At 45.8% G+C, this 15,425-nt stretch carries 16 protein-coding genes; 12 read left to right on the forward strand and 4 right to left on the reverse strand.

The window, feature by feature from the left end; translation table 11 throughout:
* Positions 1-13 precede the first annotated feature (13 nt).
* The 4 genes from L5M29_RS22265 to L5M29_RS22280 all read right to left on the reverse strand — a co-directional run bounded on the left by L5M29_RS22265 (position 14) and on the right by L5M29_RS22280 (position 3,902).
* Positions 14-1,474, reverse strand: a complete 1,461-nt coding sequence (locus L5M29_RS22265) for a thioesterase (protein WP_263170143.1) — start codon at positions 1,472-1,474, stop codon at positions 14-16.
* Positions 1,475-1,615: 141 nt separating this feature from the next.
* A complete protein-coding gene (locus tag L5M29_RS22270) occupies positions 1,616-2,656 on the reverse strand; it encodes an MJ1255/VC2487 family glycosyltransferase (protein ID WP_263170145.1) in 1,041 nt (346 codons plus the stop codon).
* A gap of 70 nt (positions 2,657-2,726) precedes the next feature.
* Positions 2,727-3,239 (reverse strand): phosphatase PAP2 family protein, encoded by a 513-nt coding sequence (locus tag L5M29_RS22275; RefSeq protein WP_263170146.1) that lies wholly within the window; start codon positions 3,237-3,239, stop codon positions 2,727-2,729.
* A gap of 414 nt (positions 3,240-3,653) precedes the next feature.
* A complete protein-coding gene (locus L5M29_RS22280) occupies positions 3,654-3,902 on the reverse strand; it encodes a YgjV family protein (protein ID WP_113940145.1) in 249 nt (82 codons plus the stop codon).
* 324 nt (positions 3,903-4,226) lie between these two features.
* Between L5M29_RS22280 and rraA the strand changes: the two genes are divergently transcribed.
* From rraA to hemB, 12 genes are all read left to right on the forward strand, one after another.
* Positions 4,227-4,712, forward strand: a complete 486-nt coding sequence (gene rraA, locus L5M29_RS22285; RefSeq protein WP_263170149.1) for a ribonuclease E activity regulator RraA — start codon at positions 4,227-4,229, stop codon at positions 4,710-4,712.
* Between the two features lie 129 nt (positions 4,713-4,841).
* Complete coding sequence (locus tag L5M29_RS22290) at positions 4,842-5,906, forward strand: formimidoylglutamase (protein ID WP_263170152.1); 1,065 nt, start codon at positions 4,842-4,844, stop codon at positions 5,904-5,906.
* A gap of 245 nt (positions 5,907-6,151) precedes the next feature.
* Positions 6,152-6,907, forward strand: a complete 756-nt coding sequence (ubiE, locus tag L5M29_RS22295) for a bifunctional demethylmenaquinone methyltransferase/2-methoxy-6-polyprenyl-1,4-benzoquinol methylase UbiE (RefSeq protein ID WP_006083326.1) — start codon at positions 6,152-6,154, stop codon at positions 6,905-6,907.
* The gene (locus L5M29_RS22300) at positions 6,907-7,527 is read left to right on the forward strand and encodes an SCP2 domain-containing protein (RefSeq protein ID WP_263170154.1); all 621 of its coding nucleotides are present in this window, start codon (positions 6,907-6,909) and stop codon (positions 7,525-7,527) included. Before ubiE ends, L5M29_RS22300 begins: the two co-directional genes overlap by 1 nt.
* The gene (gene ubiB, locus L5M29_RS22305) at positions 7,524-9,173 is read left to right on the forward strand and encodes a ubiquinone biosynthesis regulatory protein kinase UbiB (RefSeq protein WP_263170156.1); all 1,650 of its coding nucleotides are present in this window, start codon (positions 7,524-7,526) and stop codon (positions 9,171-9,173) included. Before L5M29_RS22300 ends, ubiB begins: the two co-directional genes overlap by 4 nt.
* 59 nt (positions 9,174-9,232) lie before the next feature.
* Complete coding sequence (gene tatA, locus L5M29_RS22310) at positions 9,233-9,472, forward strand: Sec-independent protein translocase subunit TatA (protein ID WP_006083329.1); 240 nt, start codon at positions 9,233-9,235, stop codon at positions 9,470-9,472.
* 6 nt (positions 9,473-9,478) lie between these two features.
* Entirely contained in the window at positions 9,479-9,967 is a 489-nt protein-coding gene (gene tatB / locus L5M29_RS22315; protein ID WP_168825776.1) for a Sec-independent protein translocase protein TatB, read from the forward strand.
* 3 nt (positions 9,968-9,970) lie between these two features.
* Positions 9,971-10,723, forward strand: a complete 753-nt coding sequence (tatC, locus tag L5M29_RS22320) for a twin-arginine translocase subunit TatC (protein ID WP_113940134.1) — start codon at positions 9,971-9,973, stop codon at positions 10,721-10,723.
* A gap of 45 nt (positions 10,724-10,768) precedes the next feature.
* Positions 10,769-11,290, forward strand: coding sequence for a hypothetical protein (locus L5M29_RS22325; protein ID WP_263142610.1), 522 nt, complete (start codon positions 10,769-10,771; stop codon positions 11,288-11,290).
* Positions 11,290-12,093, forward strand: coding sequence for a TatD family hydrolase (locus tag L5M29_RS22330; protein ID WP_263170158.1), 804 nt, complete (start codon positions 11,290-11,292; stop codon positions 12,091-12,093). The genes L5M29_RS22325 and L5M29_RS22330 overlap by 1 nt, the downstream gene beginning before the upstream one ends.
* Positions 12,086-13,972, forward strand: a complete 1,887-nt coding sequence (locus L5M29_RS22335; RefSeq protein WP_173247338.1) for a diguanylate cyclase — start codon at positions 12,086-12,088, stop codon at positions 13,970-13,972. The genes L5M29_RS22330 and L5M29_RS22335 overlap by 8 nt, the downstream gene beginning before the upstream one ends.
* Positions 13,973-13,981: 9 nt before the next feature.
* Positions 13,982-14,989 (forward strand): porphobilinogen synthase, encoded by a 1,008-nt coding sequence (gene hemB, locus L5M29_RS22340; RefSeq protein ID WP_263170161.1) that lies wholly within the window; start codon positions 13,982-13,984, stop codon positions 14,987-14,989.
* Positions 14,990-15,425 lie beyond the last annotated feature (436 nt).

A 15,425-nucleotide genomic window follows, 5' to 3' on the forward strand; every position in this document is an offset into this window, starting at 1 on the left:
CTTTAAAACTCAATCACTTTATGCCTTCAGTTTCAATCTTAGGCTGAGGTTCTGCGCCGTCGTTTGGCTTAGCATCAGGCTTTGATTCCGGCGCTTTAATTGGCGCGGGTGGCGCTTCTGTCGCAGCAGGCTTATCTTGTTCCTGTGATACGTTTGGCTCCTGCAATGGTGCATTAACCTTAGGTGTCAGTGAGCTTTGCTCTTCAGGTAAAGGCTCGACAATAATCACTGGCTCTTGTGGCACAGGCGTTTCACCTTCGGTAGATGTTGCAGCTTCTGACTCTGGCGCTAAGGTGCCGAGATCTTGGTTCGCAGGGCTTTCCACCGCATGTTTAGGTAATTGATTTCGATATAAATCAATCATACGCATCACCTCAGACAAGGCTTTACCATGCTCTGGAGTGAGAATGCCATTGTGCCCAGAGACGATTTCGTCAGACACGGCCAGTACCCATACGGCTTGCATATTGGCATCGGGGCAGGTTTGCACGGTACGACGAGCCTGCAGGCGAGCACGAATTTTCCAGCCCGATTGAGGCAGCGTCATCATACAGCCAGGGATTTGATCGTGCGCCATCAAGGCCGAAGGCATCTTCATTGGTGTAGTGCAATTGCCACCAGAGCATTTGTCAATATCGTGAGTAATAGCCCAAGAGTTCCCGACAGCGCGCTCGCCATCCTTGATGTAATTGAAGGCTTCTTTCACCGCGAAATCGCCCTTCGACTGCAATACCACCATACTTGGTTTTTGCCTATCTAAGCTCACCAAGGTATCGAGTGGCTGGTACTCCTTCGCGGGCACGGCAGGGTTTAACAGTAAGAATAAATTGGGATTATCCTGCTGATGATCGATAGCAGCCTTGATGCGGTCTTTGCTGGCATGTAAAACAACAGCACCGCCAAGACTATGGCCAATCACAGTGTACCGCAGCAGTTTATGCTGTGTTACTAAGCTATCAAGCTTATCCAGCAGCTGTGATAGACCTAACTGCCCGATACGTTTAGCAACCCGTTTACGCTGTAAAATAGTAGGAAAATCTAAAGGTTCAATCCAACTTTTTGCATCATCTGAGCCATCGATCCAAAAAGGATCGTATTTATCGCCCCGCCAACCAATATACAAACCCAACAAGTTACGCTGGGTATCGGACGCGGCCATTTGCTGATAAAACTGCTCAAAGGCAATAAAGTTTTCATCCTTAGGCTCAGCGCTATGATGCCAGCCATGGACAAAAATCAATAATTCAGGGATCTGTGCAGGCTCTGGATGTAAAATTCGCGTCTCTAAACCTTGCCATTGCCTTTCGTCGTGGGGCTGACCTTTATCATTAAACTCAATCACATGAAAATTTTGCTTAGCGATATCAGGGCCGGGGATGTGGTAAGCCTGATCTGGAATAAAAGGAAGTAGGACACAAAGTAATAACAACATTAAAAACAGTAACTTGTACTGAGTAAACTTTTTCAGGCTCATTTATAACAACATAATTAACGGCCAGGCTAGGCCAAAATAGACGTGCTGAAAGGGACTAACAGCAAAATTGACGAAATTATACGCTAACGCCATTAACCCAGCTAGTGCCTAAGTTGCTTTTCATCTAAACAGCAATGCTGTTTAACGCCAAGTATCGGGAAGCGTGACTTGGCTCCATAACTCTTGGCACAGCGGCTGACTATTGTGCCAGTCGCCGCCGTTAATCCATTTAACCAGCGTATCCCCCACCTTTGGATATGCAATTGGATTAGGCGATGCCGTTTTAAGCCAGCGCTTAACTATGTTCACATCGAGACTCATCATGCTATCTGCAGCCGCTAAAAGTTGTAACGCCGCCACATTCGATAACTGCTCAAACTGGCCAATCAGTGGTTTGACTAAGAGTTTTTTACCTAAAGTTAATGCTTCGCTGGCAAGCTCAAAGCCCGCATTGCCTATCACACCACCGCAGCTGGCAAGATGTTGCTTAAACCCCTCACGATTAAAACCGTGCCATTTAATGTGCTCAGCAACTTGGCCTTTAGGTTGTTGGCTGTGATATACCAAAAACTGATAATCACTAAAGTGAGACAGAAAATGAGCAATCATATCCGCATCTTCAAAAGGCAAATAAACTAAAATCTGATGCGTGTGTTCGAATGGGCTGGCATCCACTTCGACAAAAGGCGGCAAAATAGGGAAGCCAAAATGATGCCAATGACACCCCAGCGCCACATCCACTGGTGCAAAATAATTGAGCAGCATCTCATTAAACCAAGTGCTACCGAGTTTTGGCACCGGATGAGTTAACGCCGCCTGATGGCTAATCCCAATGGATGGCACGCCTTGGCGCCGCGCAGCCCAAGCCGACACAGGTTCAAAGTCGTTGAGTACTAAATCGTAGCAACTGAGATCTAAGGCTTTAATATCTTTAAATAACGACAAGGACAAATTTTGCCGGACAGTTTGTGGCACATTCACGCGCCCGGAGTGCGTCGCAAACGTCATTCCCGCTTGAACGCGATAATCGCCAAAGCACTCCATATCGAAAAACTGCTCAGGCTTGCGCCCCGAAAATAGAAAGTCCACTTCAATATCTTGTTTCATCAATGCTTTAGCCATGACGCGTGCACGACTTAAGTGGCCATTCCCTGTGCCTTGAACTCCGTAGAGTATTCGCATTACGTATCCTTAAACTGATGAGTGAAGGAGAATTCCCACTAATGAAATGATTAACAGGCGCATATTTGAATTAAATCACTGGATGAACCAGCAATACCGACCCAATCCCCAATGAGGCTCCCGCCAGAATATCTAAGGGATAATGCACGCCAAGTGCAATACGTGAGCCCCCTATGCTAAAAGCCCATAAATACGCCACAGGAGCCGCCGCTGGATAGATTTGCGCCACGCTCGTTGCCATCACAAAGGCCGCGGCTGTATGACCAGACGGTAAGCTGAAGCGATCCGATGGCTCAAAACCACTCTCAAATCCCACTAATGAATGGCATGGCCGTATGCGACGAATACTATTTTTCAATAGTAAATACAGAGGTAACTCAACCAAAAAACTCGCTAACATCAAATTAAATAGAGCCTGTCCTTGAGCGTGCGTCAGCATCAAACCCACGGACAAATATAAATACACATGCCCATCGCCACTCGCTGATACCCGCTTTGCATGGGCATATAAACCATGGTGCTGGGTGAAGCTCACGATATGGCAAAACATTCGCTTATCTAAGTCTGCAACGTAACTCAACATAAAACAGGCTCCTTGCTGGCATACCAGCGAGTTTTACTGCGATGTTAATCTGTGCATTCTCTCGACGACGCTTAGAGTGCTTAGTCTGCAACCAACCGACTCACCAAGGCTCTATTCACGATTGAATTCGTTATTGACTGCTCACGGCTAATTTACTGTTTGCTAATAGTTAAACCTAAATCACATTAGCTAAAGCACTATTAGATAGCTTGAGACTAAGAAAGACCTGTGACGGCTAAGTGACATCTGCTCGAAGGTTTTATGACAAGAAGCATGGCTGAGCTTTTGATCTAGAAGGATTCTAGGGACGTTATGCTGGGGCTAAGGGATTTATTTAGAAATAGCGATAGGACTGAGACAGGATATTGTGTTGCTCTAAACGTTAATCTCAAGAGCAACACAATCCAATAAAACTTAGGCTGCGGCGGGAGTATTTGCCTTAGCACGGTAAATTTTTGTCAAATGGTAAATATTAATACAAGCAACAAACGCATTCATGCCGGCCACAGGCCAAGCAGAAATAAACACCCCATAAACCACAAACAGAGTGCATCCTACAAAATTCAACCATCGCAACCAAATGATATTCTTCATCATTAGAGAGATCGCCACCATTATAGAGGCAAAATAACCAATAATTTCAATCGTATTTACAGCTTCCATAGGCACCTCTCGAAGGCCCTCTACCGTCCATAAGCGTAACGGGGGGTCCATGCCCCTAAAGCAAATTAAGTTAAGTAAGTTAATTTAAACTTGGGATATAATACCAAAGTGCGCAACAGAGTTGTAATAAAAAACCGTTATTTAATGACCAATATCAAGTTTTACCGAATAAATTCTATAGTGTGACGAAAATTTACTACAGATGTGTTAACAGCCAAGTGGCAACAATACCGTGATTGATAACACTTTTCTTTTCAATAATCCCTTTTATACTGGCGTAAACTCGCTAAACTGTACGCAACGCGGATCAATAGGAGTGTAAATATGGAATACAACACCTCAGAACTATGTGACATGTACTTAGATGTCGTAGATGTAGTCGAGCCCATGTTCAGTAACTACGGTGGTTGTAGCTCTTTTGGCGGTTCTATTAGCACCATCAAGTGCTTTGAAGACAACGGCCTAATTACCGAAGTCCTACAAGAGGATGGCCAAGGTAAAGTCTTACTCATTGATGGCGGTGGCTCATTACGCCGTGCGCTGATCGATGGCGCTATCGCAGAACTTGCGGTTAGCAACAACTGGGAAGGCATTATCGTTTACGGTTCTATACGCGATGTGGATGCATTGGAAGAATTAGACATTGGTATTCAAGCCCTTGCCTCAATTCCAGTGGGTGCTGATGGCAATTCAGTGGGCGAAGTGGAAATTCCAGTCAATTTTGGCGGTGTGACTTTCTTACCCGGCGATCACATTTATGCTGATAACACAGGTGTAATTTTATCACCTGAACCACTCGACATTGAGTAATCTCACTGTTCAGTCAAGAAAGCCAGCTAAGCTGGCTTTTTTATTCACTATTTTCAGCGCTTCCCCATTGAATCCTCGCCCTACTCTGGCCACAATAGCTCGACTCTGGCCGAATAAGAATATCAATCTATGCCTGAATTTATCCCCTTTACCCATACCGATATCGCCTCACTCGTCAGCCCAAGAACTGGCGAAACTAAGCTAGGCCAATGCGTCCATCTGGCCAATCACGAACACACGTTAGAGACCATACTTGCGACTGCAAAAGCCCACGGTGCATACTTTGCCATTATCGGCGTTGGCGAAGATATAGGCCCACGTGCCAATTTAGGCCGCGGCGGTGCAACCGATGCGTTCGCAACCAGTATGCGCCAATGGCTCAATTTACAATCGAATCGTTTTCTTTCTGGCGCCGAATGCCTAGTGTTAGGCCAAGTGAACACCGCCGATCTGCAGCAACAAACTACGAGCAATACAACAGCTAACAGTGACGTCACCTTAGATGAATTACGCGATGCAGTGGAGCAACTCGATGAGCGCGTTATCCGTATCGTCAGTGCGATTTTAAAAGCGGGTTTAGAACCCATACTCATCGGCGGCGGCCACAACAATGCCTATGGCTTGTTGATGGCAACCTACGGCCACTACCAACGCCAAGTCGCCGCGGTGAATCTCGATCCTCATTCGGATTTTCGCCTGCTCGAAGGTCGTCACAGCGGCAATGGTTTTAGCTATGCAGCCGATCGCGGCGCCTTAGGTTGCTACCATGTTCTGGGTTTACACGAGTTAAAAAACAGCGAAGCAAACCTAAGCCAACTCAGCGAATTTGGGGGCACTTGGCATAGCTTGCAACAAATTTGGGTTCGCCGTGAAATCAGCCTTAGCCAAGCTTTACTTGAAATCGCCGCCAAACTAAATGACACAGGTTTACCCGTAGGATTAGAACTTGACGTCGATGCTATCGCTAAAATGCCCAGTAGCGCTTCAACTGCTGCAGGTGTGCCATTGCTCGATGCGGCGCATTATGTCAGTTATATCGCTCGCCACTGTACATGTGCTTATTTGCATTTAGCCGAGGCTGCGCCAAGTTGCCACGAAGCTGGGATTGAAGCCGGTTTTAGGGATGTTGGCCAAAGCCTAAGCGAGCTTATCTACGCTTATGTGCAGGCTCGCATGCAATTTTTGGCACAATGAATATAACCAGTTGCACCCAACTGGGCGCTAAGCTATTCACCAAATCCTGATATTGTGGTCTAATGCCAGTCCATTTTACGTGGTCGCTAAGCACTTAATCCTACGACTGTTCAGGAGTGCCTCAAGCTAAGGCATTGCAGTTAGTTTACTAGCTCGATCACAGAGTGATAGATCAAAGATTCAGCAAATGCAGGCGATGGCTTACACTCGCAACTAATACATTGCAAAACAATAGGAACACATTGATGTCTGAGGGCGAATCTAAAAGTACCCACTTTGGTTACAAAACCGTAGAGGCCGATAAAAAGGCTGAACTCGTTGCCGGCGTGTTTCATTCTGTTGCCGCTAAGTACGACATAATGAACGATGTGATGTCCTTCGGCATTCACCGTTTTTGGAAACGTTACACCATTGAAGTCTCTGGCGCCCGCCCTGGCATGAAAGTGCTCGATTTGGCCGGCGGTACAGGCGACTTAACCGCAAAATTCTCTCATTTAGTGGGCGATAAAGGTGAAGTGGTTTTAGCTGACATTAACGATTCCATGTTAAAAGTCGGTCGCACTAAGTTGCGCGACAAGGGCATAGTCAACAATGTCAGTTATGTGCAAGCCAACGCCGAAGCACTGCCGTTTCCCGATAACCACTTCGACATTATTACCATCGCCTTTGGTCTGCGTAACGTGACCGATAAAGATGCGGCGCTGCGTTCAATGAATCGCGTGCTTAAGCCCGGTGGCAAGTTATTAGTGCTAGAGTTCTCTAAGCCTCAGCATGAAATCATGCGTAAAGTGTATGATTTATATAGCTTCAAAGTCTTACCTAAGATGGGCGAGCTCATCACTAAAGATGCCGACAGCTACGAGTATCTGGCTGAATCGATCCGCATGCACCCAGATCAAGACACATTAAAACAAATGATGGTTGATGCAGGCTTTGAACAAGTCGACTACACCAACATGACCGACGGCATTGTCGCATTGCACCGTGGTTATAAATTCTAATGATGCCGCAAGAAGTTGTGCTGCTTGCCTGCGCCGCAATTGAAACGGGTCTGAAAAAACTTCAGGCCCAAGCGGGCGACGATTATTCGCGCCAGCGCCAGTTGCATGGCAAAGTGTTTCGTATCCAATTATCGCAGCTCAGCTGGCCATTCTATTTAGTGTTTGCCAAAGAGATCCAAGTACTGAGCCGCTATGAAGGCGATGTTGATGTCAGTCTACATGCCGATGCGACGACGCTTTACCGCGTGTCCGAAGGCGCAAACCTGACTGAACTAATCAAGCAAGATAAACTCAAGCTTGAGGGCGATCTCAATTTATTACAAAGCTTTAGCCAATATCTACGCGGTATCGAGTTTGACTTTGCCGAGCCAGTTTCCCGTTATTTAGGTGATGGTCCCACTCACAAACTCATCTGTTCTAGCCATCTGGCAAAAGACTTTGCACTCGAAGTGTTGCGTAAAACCCGCTCCCACTTAGGGCAACTCGCAGTTGAAGAGTATCGCCTCGCACCGCACCCAATTGAGTTAATGCACTTTCGCGATCAAATGGATGATTTAGTTGCCGACACTCGCGCGATTGAACAACGGATTGCCCAATTAAGAGACCAAATTAAGCCATGACCTTTGCCAGTATCCGCCGCGGTTACCACGTCATCAAGACCTTACTTCAGTACGGGTTAGATGACGTATTGCCGCCAAAGATGACACCTTGGTACTTTAAGCTCGCCCGGAACAGCCTATTCTGGATCCGCAATAAGCATAAAAATAAGCCCGGTGGCGAACGCTTAAAATTGGCGATGCAGGAACTCGGCCCCGTTTATATCAAGCTTGGGCAAATGCTCTCAACCCGCCGCGATTTACTCAGCGATGAATGGGCCAGTGAATTGGCCATGCTACAAGACAAAGTGCCGCCCTTTGATGGTGCACTTGCCCGCCAAGCGATTGAAGCTGAGCTAAAAGCGCCGATTGAATCGCTATTCGATGACTTTAATGAAACGCCACTGGCCTCAGCCTCTATTTCTCAGGTGCATACCGCGACCCTCAAATCTAACGGCAAAGACGTCGTACTTAAGGTGCTACGCCCGAATGTAGAAGCAAAGATTCAAGCCGATCTGCAGTTGATGTCGCAAACGGCCAAACTGATTGAATACCTCCTCGGTGAAGGTAACCGACTGCGCCCTGCTGAAGTGATCGAAGATTACCGCGTGACCATTTTAGGCGAGTTAAACCTTAAGCTCGAAGCCTTAAACGCAATCAAGCTACGCAACAACTTCCTCAACTCAGATGCGCTCTATGTGCCTTATGTGTATGAAGAGTTTTGCTATCCACGCCTGATGGTGATGGAACGTATTTACGGTATTTCTGTCTCGGATATTGCCGCCCTTAAAGCGCAAGGTACCAACTTTAAGTTATTGGCCGAGCGGGGTGTTGAACTATTTTTTACCCAAGTATTCCGCGATAACTTTTTCCACGCCGACATGCATCCGGGCAATATCTTTATTTCCCGCGATCATCCTGAGAACCCATACTACATTGGGCTCGACTGCGGCATCATGGGCACACTCAGCGAAGTCGATAAGCGCTATCTCGCCGAGAATTTCCTCGCCTTCTTTAATCGCGATTATCACAGAATTGCCCAGCTCTATATTGAGTCTGGCTGGGTATCGGAAAAAACCGATCTACAAGCTTTCGAACAGGCCATCAAAGTGGTGTGTGAACCTATGTTCAACAAGCCGCTCGACGAGATCTCCTTTGGTCATGTGTTGCTGGAATTATTCCGCACTGCGCGCCACTTCGATATCGTGGTGCAACCGCAATTGGTATTGTTGGAAAAAACCTTACTCTACATCGAAGGCTTAGGCCGTCAGCTTTATCCGCAGTTGGATTTATGGCAAACCGCCAAACCCTTTTTAGAGCAGTGGATGGCCGACCAAGTCGGTCCTAAAGCTATGTTTAAAAAGGTATCCACAAAACTGCCATATTGGGCTGATAAACTACCTGAATTCCCTGAACTAATTTACGATAATCTTAAGTTAGGCAGGAAATTGCTGAGTTCTCAGCAACAAATGCTAGATAAGTATTTGAAATATCAGCAGCAGGCACACAAGAGTAACTACTTGCTTATCACTTCTGCCGTTTTATTGATCTGTGGCACGTTATTGATTAATAGAGACGCTACACTATGGACCCCTTATGTTTGTCTAATTTCAGGCATGATATTGTGGTTTGTAGGATGGCGATCTAGGCCAAAGAATCGCAAATTTTAGCTAGCACTAATTAATCAGAGGTTCATAATAGAACCGATATCAATTAAGAGGATACCTTCATGGGTGGTATTAGTATTTGGCAACTGCTTATCGTTGCGTTAATCGTTGTCTTGTTGTTTGGAACTAAGAAATTACGCTCTTTGGGTGGTGATTTAGGTGGTGCGGTTAAAGGCTTCAAAAACGCCATGTCTTCAGAAGAAGACAAGAAGGCATTAGAAGACACCGAAGCGGCTAAAACAGCGCAAACAACTCAACAGGCGACTGAAAAGAAACCTGAGTCTAACAAAGAACAGGCGTAACTCTTTATGTTTGACGGTATCGGCTTTATGGAGCTGCTGCTGATCGGTGTTTTGGGGCTAGTGGTTCTTGGCCCCGAACGTCTACCGGTTGCGGTGCGTTCGGTAACGAGTTGGATCCGTGCGATGAAACGCATGGCGAACTCGGTAAAAGAAGAACTTGAGCAGGAGCTGAAGATCGAGCAGTTGCATGCCGATCTTAAAAAAGCCGAGAGCAAAGGTTTATCTAACCTCTCACCTGAACTCAAAGAGTCTATTGAGCAACTAAAGCAAGCGGCACAGTCAGTGAACCGCCCTTATCAAGTTCAGGATCCGTCAAAAGACACCCCTGAGCCTGAGAATCAAATTCACACTCCTGCTCAAGTGAATCCAGTTCAAGCTAGCCAAACTAATCCAACAGCCACTGTAGAGGCGAGTCAAACATCGGCTTCTCCCGCTACTTCAAGTGAGCCATCTCAGGGCGTGGATACCAGTTCTAACCCGAAAGCCAACGGATAATTCATGTCGCAACAGCAGCCACTTATCAGCCATTTGCTTGAACTTAGGTCCAAGCTGCTAAAATCCATTGCCAGTGTGTTATTAGTGTTCATTTGTAGTGTGTACTGGGCAAATGATATCTACCACTACATGGCAATACCTTTAATGCAGTCTTTACCTCTTGGTGGCAGCATGATTGCGACGGATGTCGCTGCACCATTTTTTGCACCTTTCAAGCTAACCCTCGTTTTATCATTTTTTGTGGCAGTGCCCTACGTGTTATTTCAAATTTGGTCCTTTGTGGCACCGGGTTTATATAAACATGAAAAACGCTTAGTGATGCCACTGCTATTCAGCAGTACCTTATTGTTTTATCTCGGTATTGCATTTGCTTATTATCTTGTATTCCCTGTTGTTTTTGGTTTTTTTGCTAACAATGCGCCAGAGGGAGTTCAAGTTGCGACAGATATTACCAGTTACCTTAACTTCATTCTGAAGCTATTCTTTGCCTTCGGTCTATCCTTTGAAATCCCCATTGCCGTTGTTTTACTCTGCTGGTCAGGTGTCACTACACCTGAAGATCTCAAGCAAAAACGTCCTTATATCATAGTGGGCGCCTTTGTCGTCGGCATGCTATTAACCCCACCAGATGTGATTTCCCAGACTATGCTTGCTGTACCAATGCTGTTATTGTTCGAAGGCGGTTTATTAGCGGCTCGTTTCTACAGCAAACCAGATGACGAGTCAGACGAAGATACTGAACAAACAAACGACTAACGTCCTCGAAGGCGTTAGGGGAATAATATAATAAGGAACATTCTCATGCGCTTAACTCTTATCACGGCAGCAATAATGCTTGTATCTGTCCAAGCAAATGCCAGCATTGAACAACAGTTAACCCAATGTGCAACAACCGCCGATAAACTCGACCGCTTGATTTGCTATGACAAGCTAGCTGAAAGCGTAAAAGCTGACACCATTAGCACTCAAGCGATACCGGCTACAGTAGCAACAGTTGCAGTCCCTACGACTGCAGCAGCGATAGTGGCAACCGCCCCCCAAGCACCAGCGGCAAAAATTGCCGATGACTTTGGGATGGAAGCCAAGCGTGTTCAAGAAAATACTGTCGATAAGATTTATTTAGAGATTCAATCTATAGCCGAAGATGCCTACGGAGACATTAAAGTGACTTTCACTAACGGTCAGGTATGGAAACAAACTGATGGCCGTAAGTACAATGTTAAGCAAGGTGAAACTGTCTATATTGAAAAAGCCGCTTTAGGTTCTTTTTTAATGGGTACCGATGATCGCAATGCCAAGGTTCGGGTAAAACGCCTAAAATAATGCCCTCATACATAGATATCGCTGTCAATTTACTTGGCAGCGCACTCGAACAAGATACTGTATCGATAATACAAGCGGCGGCGGACCAAGGGGTTTCGCCGTTAATTGTTATTGGCAGCGATTTAACTGAAAGTGCGGCAGCCATTGCTGTATGCGAGCAATATCCTAATCAACTTTACTGCACTGCTGGTGTGCATCCCCACCATGCCAGTGGTTGGCATGCCGACTCAAACGCTCGACAAGCTGAACTCTGCCATGCACCGCAAGTGGTTGCCGTTGGCGAATGTGGTTTAGACTACAATCGTGATTTCTCCCCGAGACCTATCCAGCGCCAAGCTTTTATTGCGCAACTAGAATTGGCGATTGAACTTCAAATGCCAGTACTGATGCACGAGCGCGATGCCCACGAAGACTTTATCGCAATCCTGCGTGAATATCGCCCCCATCTTAATGGTGCGCTTTTACATTGTTTCACAGGCACTCACGCACAGATGGAAGCCTATATTGACCTAGATTTACACTTAGGCATAACAGGTTGGGTCTGCGATGAAAGACGCGGCCAAGAACTAGCGCAACTCGTTCCCTTTATTCCGCAGAATCGCATTTTAATCGAGACAGATAGCCCTTACCTACTCCCCCGTAGTATGCGGCCCAAACCTAAATCGAGCAAAAACAAGCCCGAATACCTTCCTTATATCGCAAATTATATTGCAAACCTACGCGGAGAAAATGCGGATGAGTTTGCAAAACGTTGCTACCAAAATAGCTTAGCGTTTTTTAATTTGGATCGAGTCCATGCTTAACAAAAACATGCCACTCATACTCTTGCTGTGGCTATGGATATGCCCAACACAGGCCTTGGCAACCCTATTAAGCATTGACGAGTCAACCACGACGCCTTTAAACCTTACGCCTTGGTTAATGGTCAGCCACCCTACACCAGCAAAAGAACTGGCCGAAATACAAGCTTTGCCAAAAACTGATTGGCATAACTTTACCAATAAAGACATTCAAAAACTCAGCGGCCATGATTTTTGGCTCAGTTTCAGCTTAACCAGCCCTGACGAAACACTTTCGCGCATTTTAGCGCTAGATAACCCTTTGTTAGACAAGGTAACTATCTACCATTTAGTCAATAATAAACTCATGAATACTGTTCTGATGGGTGATATATTCCCCTATGAGGATCGACCATTCTTGAGCAATATTTTCCTATATCCTTTCAAGATCAACACAGATGACTCCCATACTTTCTATCTGCATATTCAAACTGAAGGTAGTGCTGCAGTACCATTAAACCTATGGTCTTCTAATGACTTAGCTCAAATTGCCGAATCTACCGCCGTTGAGCATGGATTCCAACTTGGTGTACTTGCCGCAATCGGCATTTTTAGTCTTTTTATCGCCATAGCATCGGGCTCATTCAGCTACAGCTATTACTCTGGCTATGTACTTAGCATGACCTTACTCGTTGCCACGATTAACGGTTTTGCCTTCCGATTCCTCTGGCCAGACTGGCCGCTATTACAGCAAGTTATGGTGCCGTTTTTACTGCCAATCGTTATGGCATTTGCGTTAATGTTTACTGAAAAAATATTACAGCTCAAATATTTAAACCGCCGTATGTTACTCACTTGTCGCTATAGTGCTGTGTATATCCTCTGTGTTGGACTCGCCACACCTTTCATCCAATATGGTACAGCGTTATATATTGAGATCATTTCAGTTGCTGTACTCAGCTTGGTCCTCATGGTCTTTGCCATTACTCAGGCTATCAATGGCCATAAACTGGCACGTATGTACACTATTGGCTGGGTGAGTATGCTGACAGGCGCTTGCATCAGTAGCTTGCTATATCTCAGCGTGATTGACCTCAATTTAAAACCGCAAACCCCTGTCATGCTCGGCCTGACATTTGAAATCATCTTTATGTCTCTGGTGCTCGCCATCCGCTATAACGATGAGCGCAAAGCTAAACTACGTATCCAGCAAGAAGCCTTAAAGCAAGCACAGAAAATTCGTAGTGCGCGGGAAGAAGCCCTAAAAGCGGAAGCCGAGAGCAATGAGAAACTCGAACAAATGGTGCAAGAGCGTACTTTAGAACTGGAAATCACCCTCAGAGAATTGCATGAGGTGAATCAAAAGCTCACCGAACAAAGCACTATCGACAGTTTAACTGGGGTCAAAAACCGCAGTGCCTTTGATAAACGTTTAATCGCTGAAAGCCGGATCAGTCGCAGGCAAGAAACACCCATAGCACTGTTAATGCTTGATATTGATCGCTTCAAGCTGATCAACGACAGATTCGGTCATCTTGCAGGCGATCAAGCATTACGTACAATAGCTCAAACATTACAGCAGCATTTAAAACGGCCAACGGATCTAGTGTCACGTTTTGGGGGGGAGGAATTTGCTATCATCCTTCCTAATACAACTGCAGAAGGTGCACTCCAAGTTGCTGAAACAATAAGAGACGCTGTTGCCTCTATTCATTTTGAATGGGAAGGTGAAGCGATACCTTTGACTATCAGTATCGGAGTCAGTGCCGATATAGTGACCCACGATCAACACAGTACTAAATTACTAGAACAAGCAGATAAAGCCCTCTACCAAGCAAAAAACGGTGGGCGTAATCAAGTCAGCTTGTATTTGTCGGATCAAGCAAGACCAGTACCTAATTAGGAGTCAAATGTGAATATCATTACCAGTGCCTTCCCTCAGCGTAGAATGCGCCGCATGCGTAAACATGATTTTAGCCGTCGCCTCATGGCCGAAAATCATCTAACGGTCAATGACTTGATTTACCCAATGTTTATTCTAGAAGGCACTAATCGCAGTGAAAAAATAGCCTCTATGCCCGGTGTTGAACGCTACTCGATAGACTTGCTACTGAAAGAAGCTGAAGAACTGGTTGAGTTAGGTATCCCATTAATCGCACTTTTCCCTGTGACACCTGCAGAGAAAAAAACATTAATGGCAGAAGAAGCCTATAACGCAGATGCCCTAGTGCAACGTGCAGTGCGCGAGCTCAAAAAAAACTTTCCACAGCTAGGCATCATGACTGACGTGGCACTAGATCCTTTCACCACTCACGGTCAAGACGGCATCATAGACGAAACGGGTTATATCCTTAACGATATCACCACCGAGATTTTAGTGAAGCAAGCACTGTCACACGCCGATGCTGGAGCTGACATCATTGCACCATCGGACATGATGGATGGCCGTATTGGCGCGATTCGCCAAGCATTAGAAGCGGCAGGGCACGTCAACACCCAAATCATGGCTTACTCGGCAAAATACTCTTCAAACTACTACGGTCCATTCCGTGATGCCGTAGGCTCAGCAGGTAACCTCAAAGGTGGCAATAAGCATAGCTATCAAATGGATCCAGCGAACAGTGACGAAGCTTTGCATGAAGTCGCACTCGATATCCAAGAAGGAGCCGATATGGTGATGGTTAAGCCAGGTATGCCGTATTTAGATATAGTGCATCGCGTTAAAACTGAACTTGCAGTGCCAACATTCGCCTATCAAGTCAGTGGTGAATACGCCATGCATATGGCAGCAATCCAGAATGGATGGTTAGCCGAAAAGGCCATCGTCATGGAGTCCCTACTCTGCTTTAAACGCGCAGGCGCAGACGGTATTTTAACTTACTTTGCTAAACGTGCTGCCCAGTGGCTTAAAGAAGCTTAAGCAACCTAATGCGAAAGTACCACCTCAAAGCAGCCTTCTGGCTGCTTTTTTTATCGATTAATAGTGAAAAATCTGGAAGCAAAGCTTGTGTATTGAGGGGAAGAAAAGACTAGCCAACAAAGCTAATAGCAATACTTACAGTAGGCAGCATTGCTATTAGTGCAAATAATGTTACAGATTACAAAATCAAAAAAGCCAGCTTATTCAGCTGGCTTCGTTACATCTCAATGAGATAATTAGGCGCTTGGCGATGACCTACTCTCACATGGGGGTGAAATCATCGCGCTATAAATACGGAGTATTTAGCCATGATTGAACGCGAAGAAGCTTGTCTTCGTAGCTGGGGAGTCCGCTTAGCGGCGGGTTGACATCGAGATAAGTTTTCGCGGAGCGTATAAACACCAAAGCCCTAGCGGTTTAGGCTAGGGCTTTGGTG

The sequence above is a fragment of the Shewanella sp. SM95 genome, from assembly GCF_025653595.1.
Classification (GTDB): domain Bacteria; phylum Pseudomonadota; class Gammaproteobacteria; order Enterobacterales; family Shewanellaceae; genus Shewanella; species Shewanella oncorhynchi.

Coding starts and splice junctions, on each gene's coding strand:
- tatA (WP_006083329.1), top strand. CDS start 9,233: ATGGGTGGTATTAGTATTTGGCAACTGCTTATCGTTGCGTTAATCGTT.
- tatB (WP_168825776.1), top strand. CDS start 9,479: ATGTTTGACGGTATCGGCTTTATGGAGCTGCTGCTGATCGGTGTTTTG.
- rraA (WP_263170149.1), top strand. CDS start 4,227: ATGGAATACAACACCTCAGAACTATGTGACATGTACTTAGATGTCGTA.
- L5M29_RS22290 (WP_263170152.1), top strand. CDS start 4,842: ATGCCTGAATTTATCCCCTTTACCCATACCGATATCGCCTCACTCGTC.
- ubiB (WP_263170156.1), top strand. CDS start 7,524: ATGACCTTTGCCAGTATCCGCCGCGGTTACCACGTCATCAAGACCTTA.
- L5M29_RS22270 (WP_263170145.1), bottom strand. CDS start 2,656: ATGCGAATACTCTACGGAGTTCAAGGCACAGGGAATGGCCACTTAAGT.
- L5M29_RS22325 (WP_263142610.1), top strand. CDS start 10,769: ATGCGCTTAACTCTTATCACGGCAGCAATAATGCTTGTATCTGTCCAA.
- ubiE (WP_006083326.1), top strand. CDS start 6,152: ATGTCTGAGGGCGAATCTAAAAGTACCCACTTTGGTTACAAAACCGTA.
- L5M29_RS22330 (WP_263170158.1), top strand. CDS start 11,290: ATGCCCTCATACATAGATATCGCTGTCAATTTACTTGGCAGCGCACTC.
- L5M29_RS22275 (WP_263170146.1), bottom strand. CDS start 3,239: ATGTTGAGTTACGTTGCAGACTTAGATAAGCGAATGTTTTGCCATATC.
- L5M29_RS22300 (WP_263170154.1), top strand. CDS start 6,907: ATGATGCCGCAAGAAGTTGTGCTGCTTGCCTGCGCCGCAATTGAAACG.
- L5M29_RS22280 (WP_113940145.1), bottom strand. CDS start 3,902: ATGGAAGCTGTAAATACGATTGAAATTATTGGTTATTTTGCCTCTATA.
- L5M29_RS22265 (WP_263170143.1), bottom strand. CDS start 1,474: ATGAGCCTGAAAAAGTTTACTCAGTACAAGTTACTGTTTTTAATGTTG.
- tatC (WP_113940134.1), top strand. CDS start 9,971: ATGTCGCAACAGCAGCCACTTATCAGCCATTTGCTTGAACTTAGGTCC.
- L5M29_RS22335 (WP_173247338.1), top strand. CDS start 12,086: ATGCTTAACAAAAACATGCCACTCATACTCTTGCTGTGGCTATGGATA.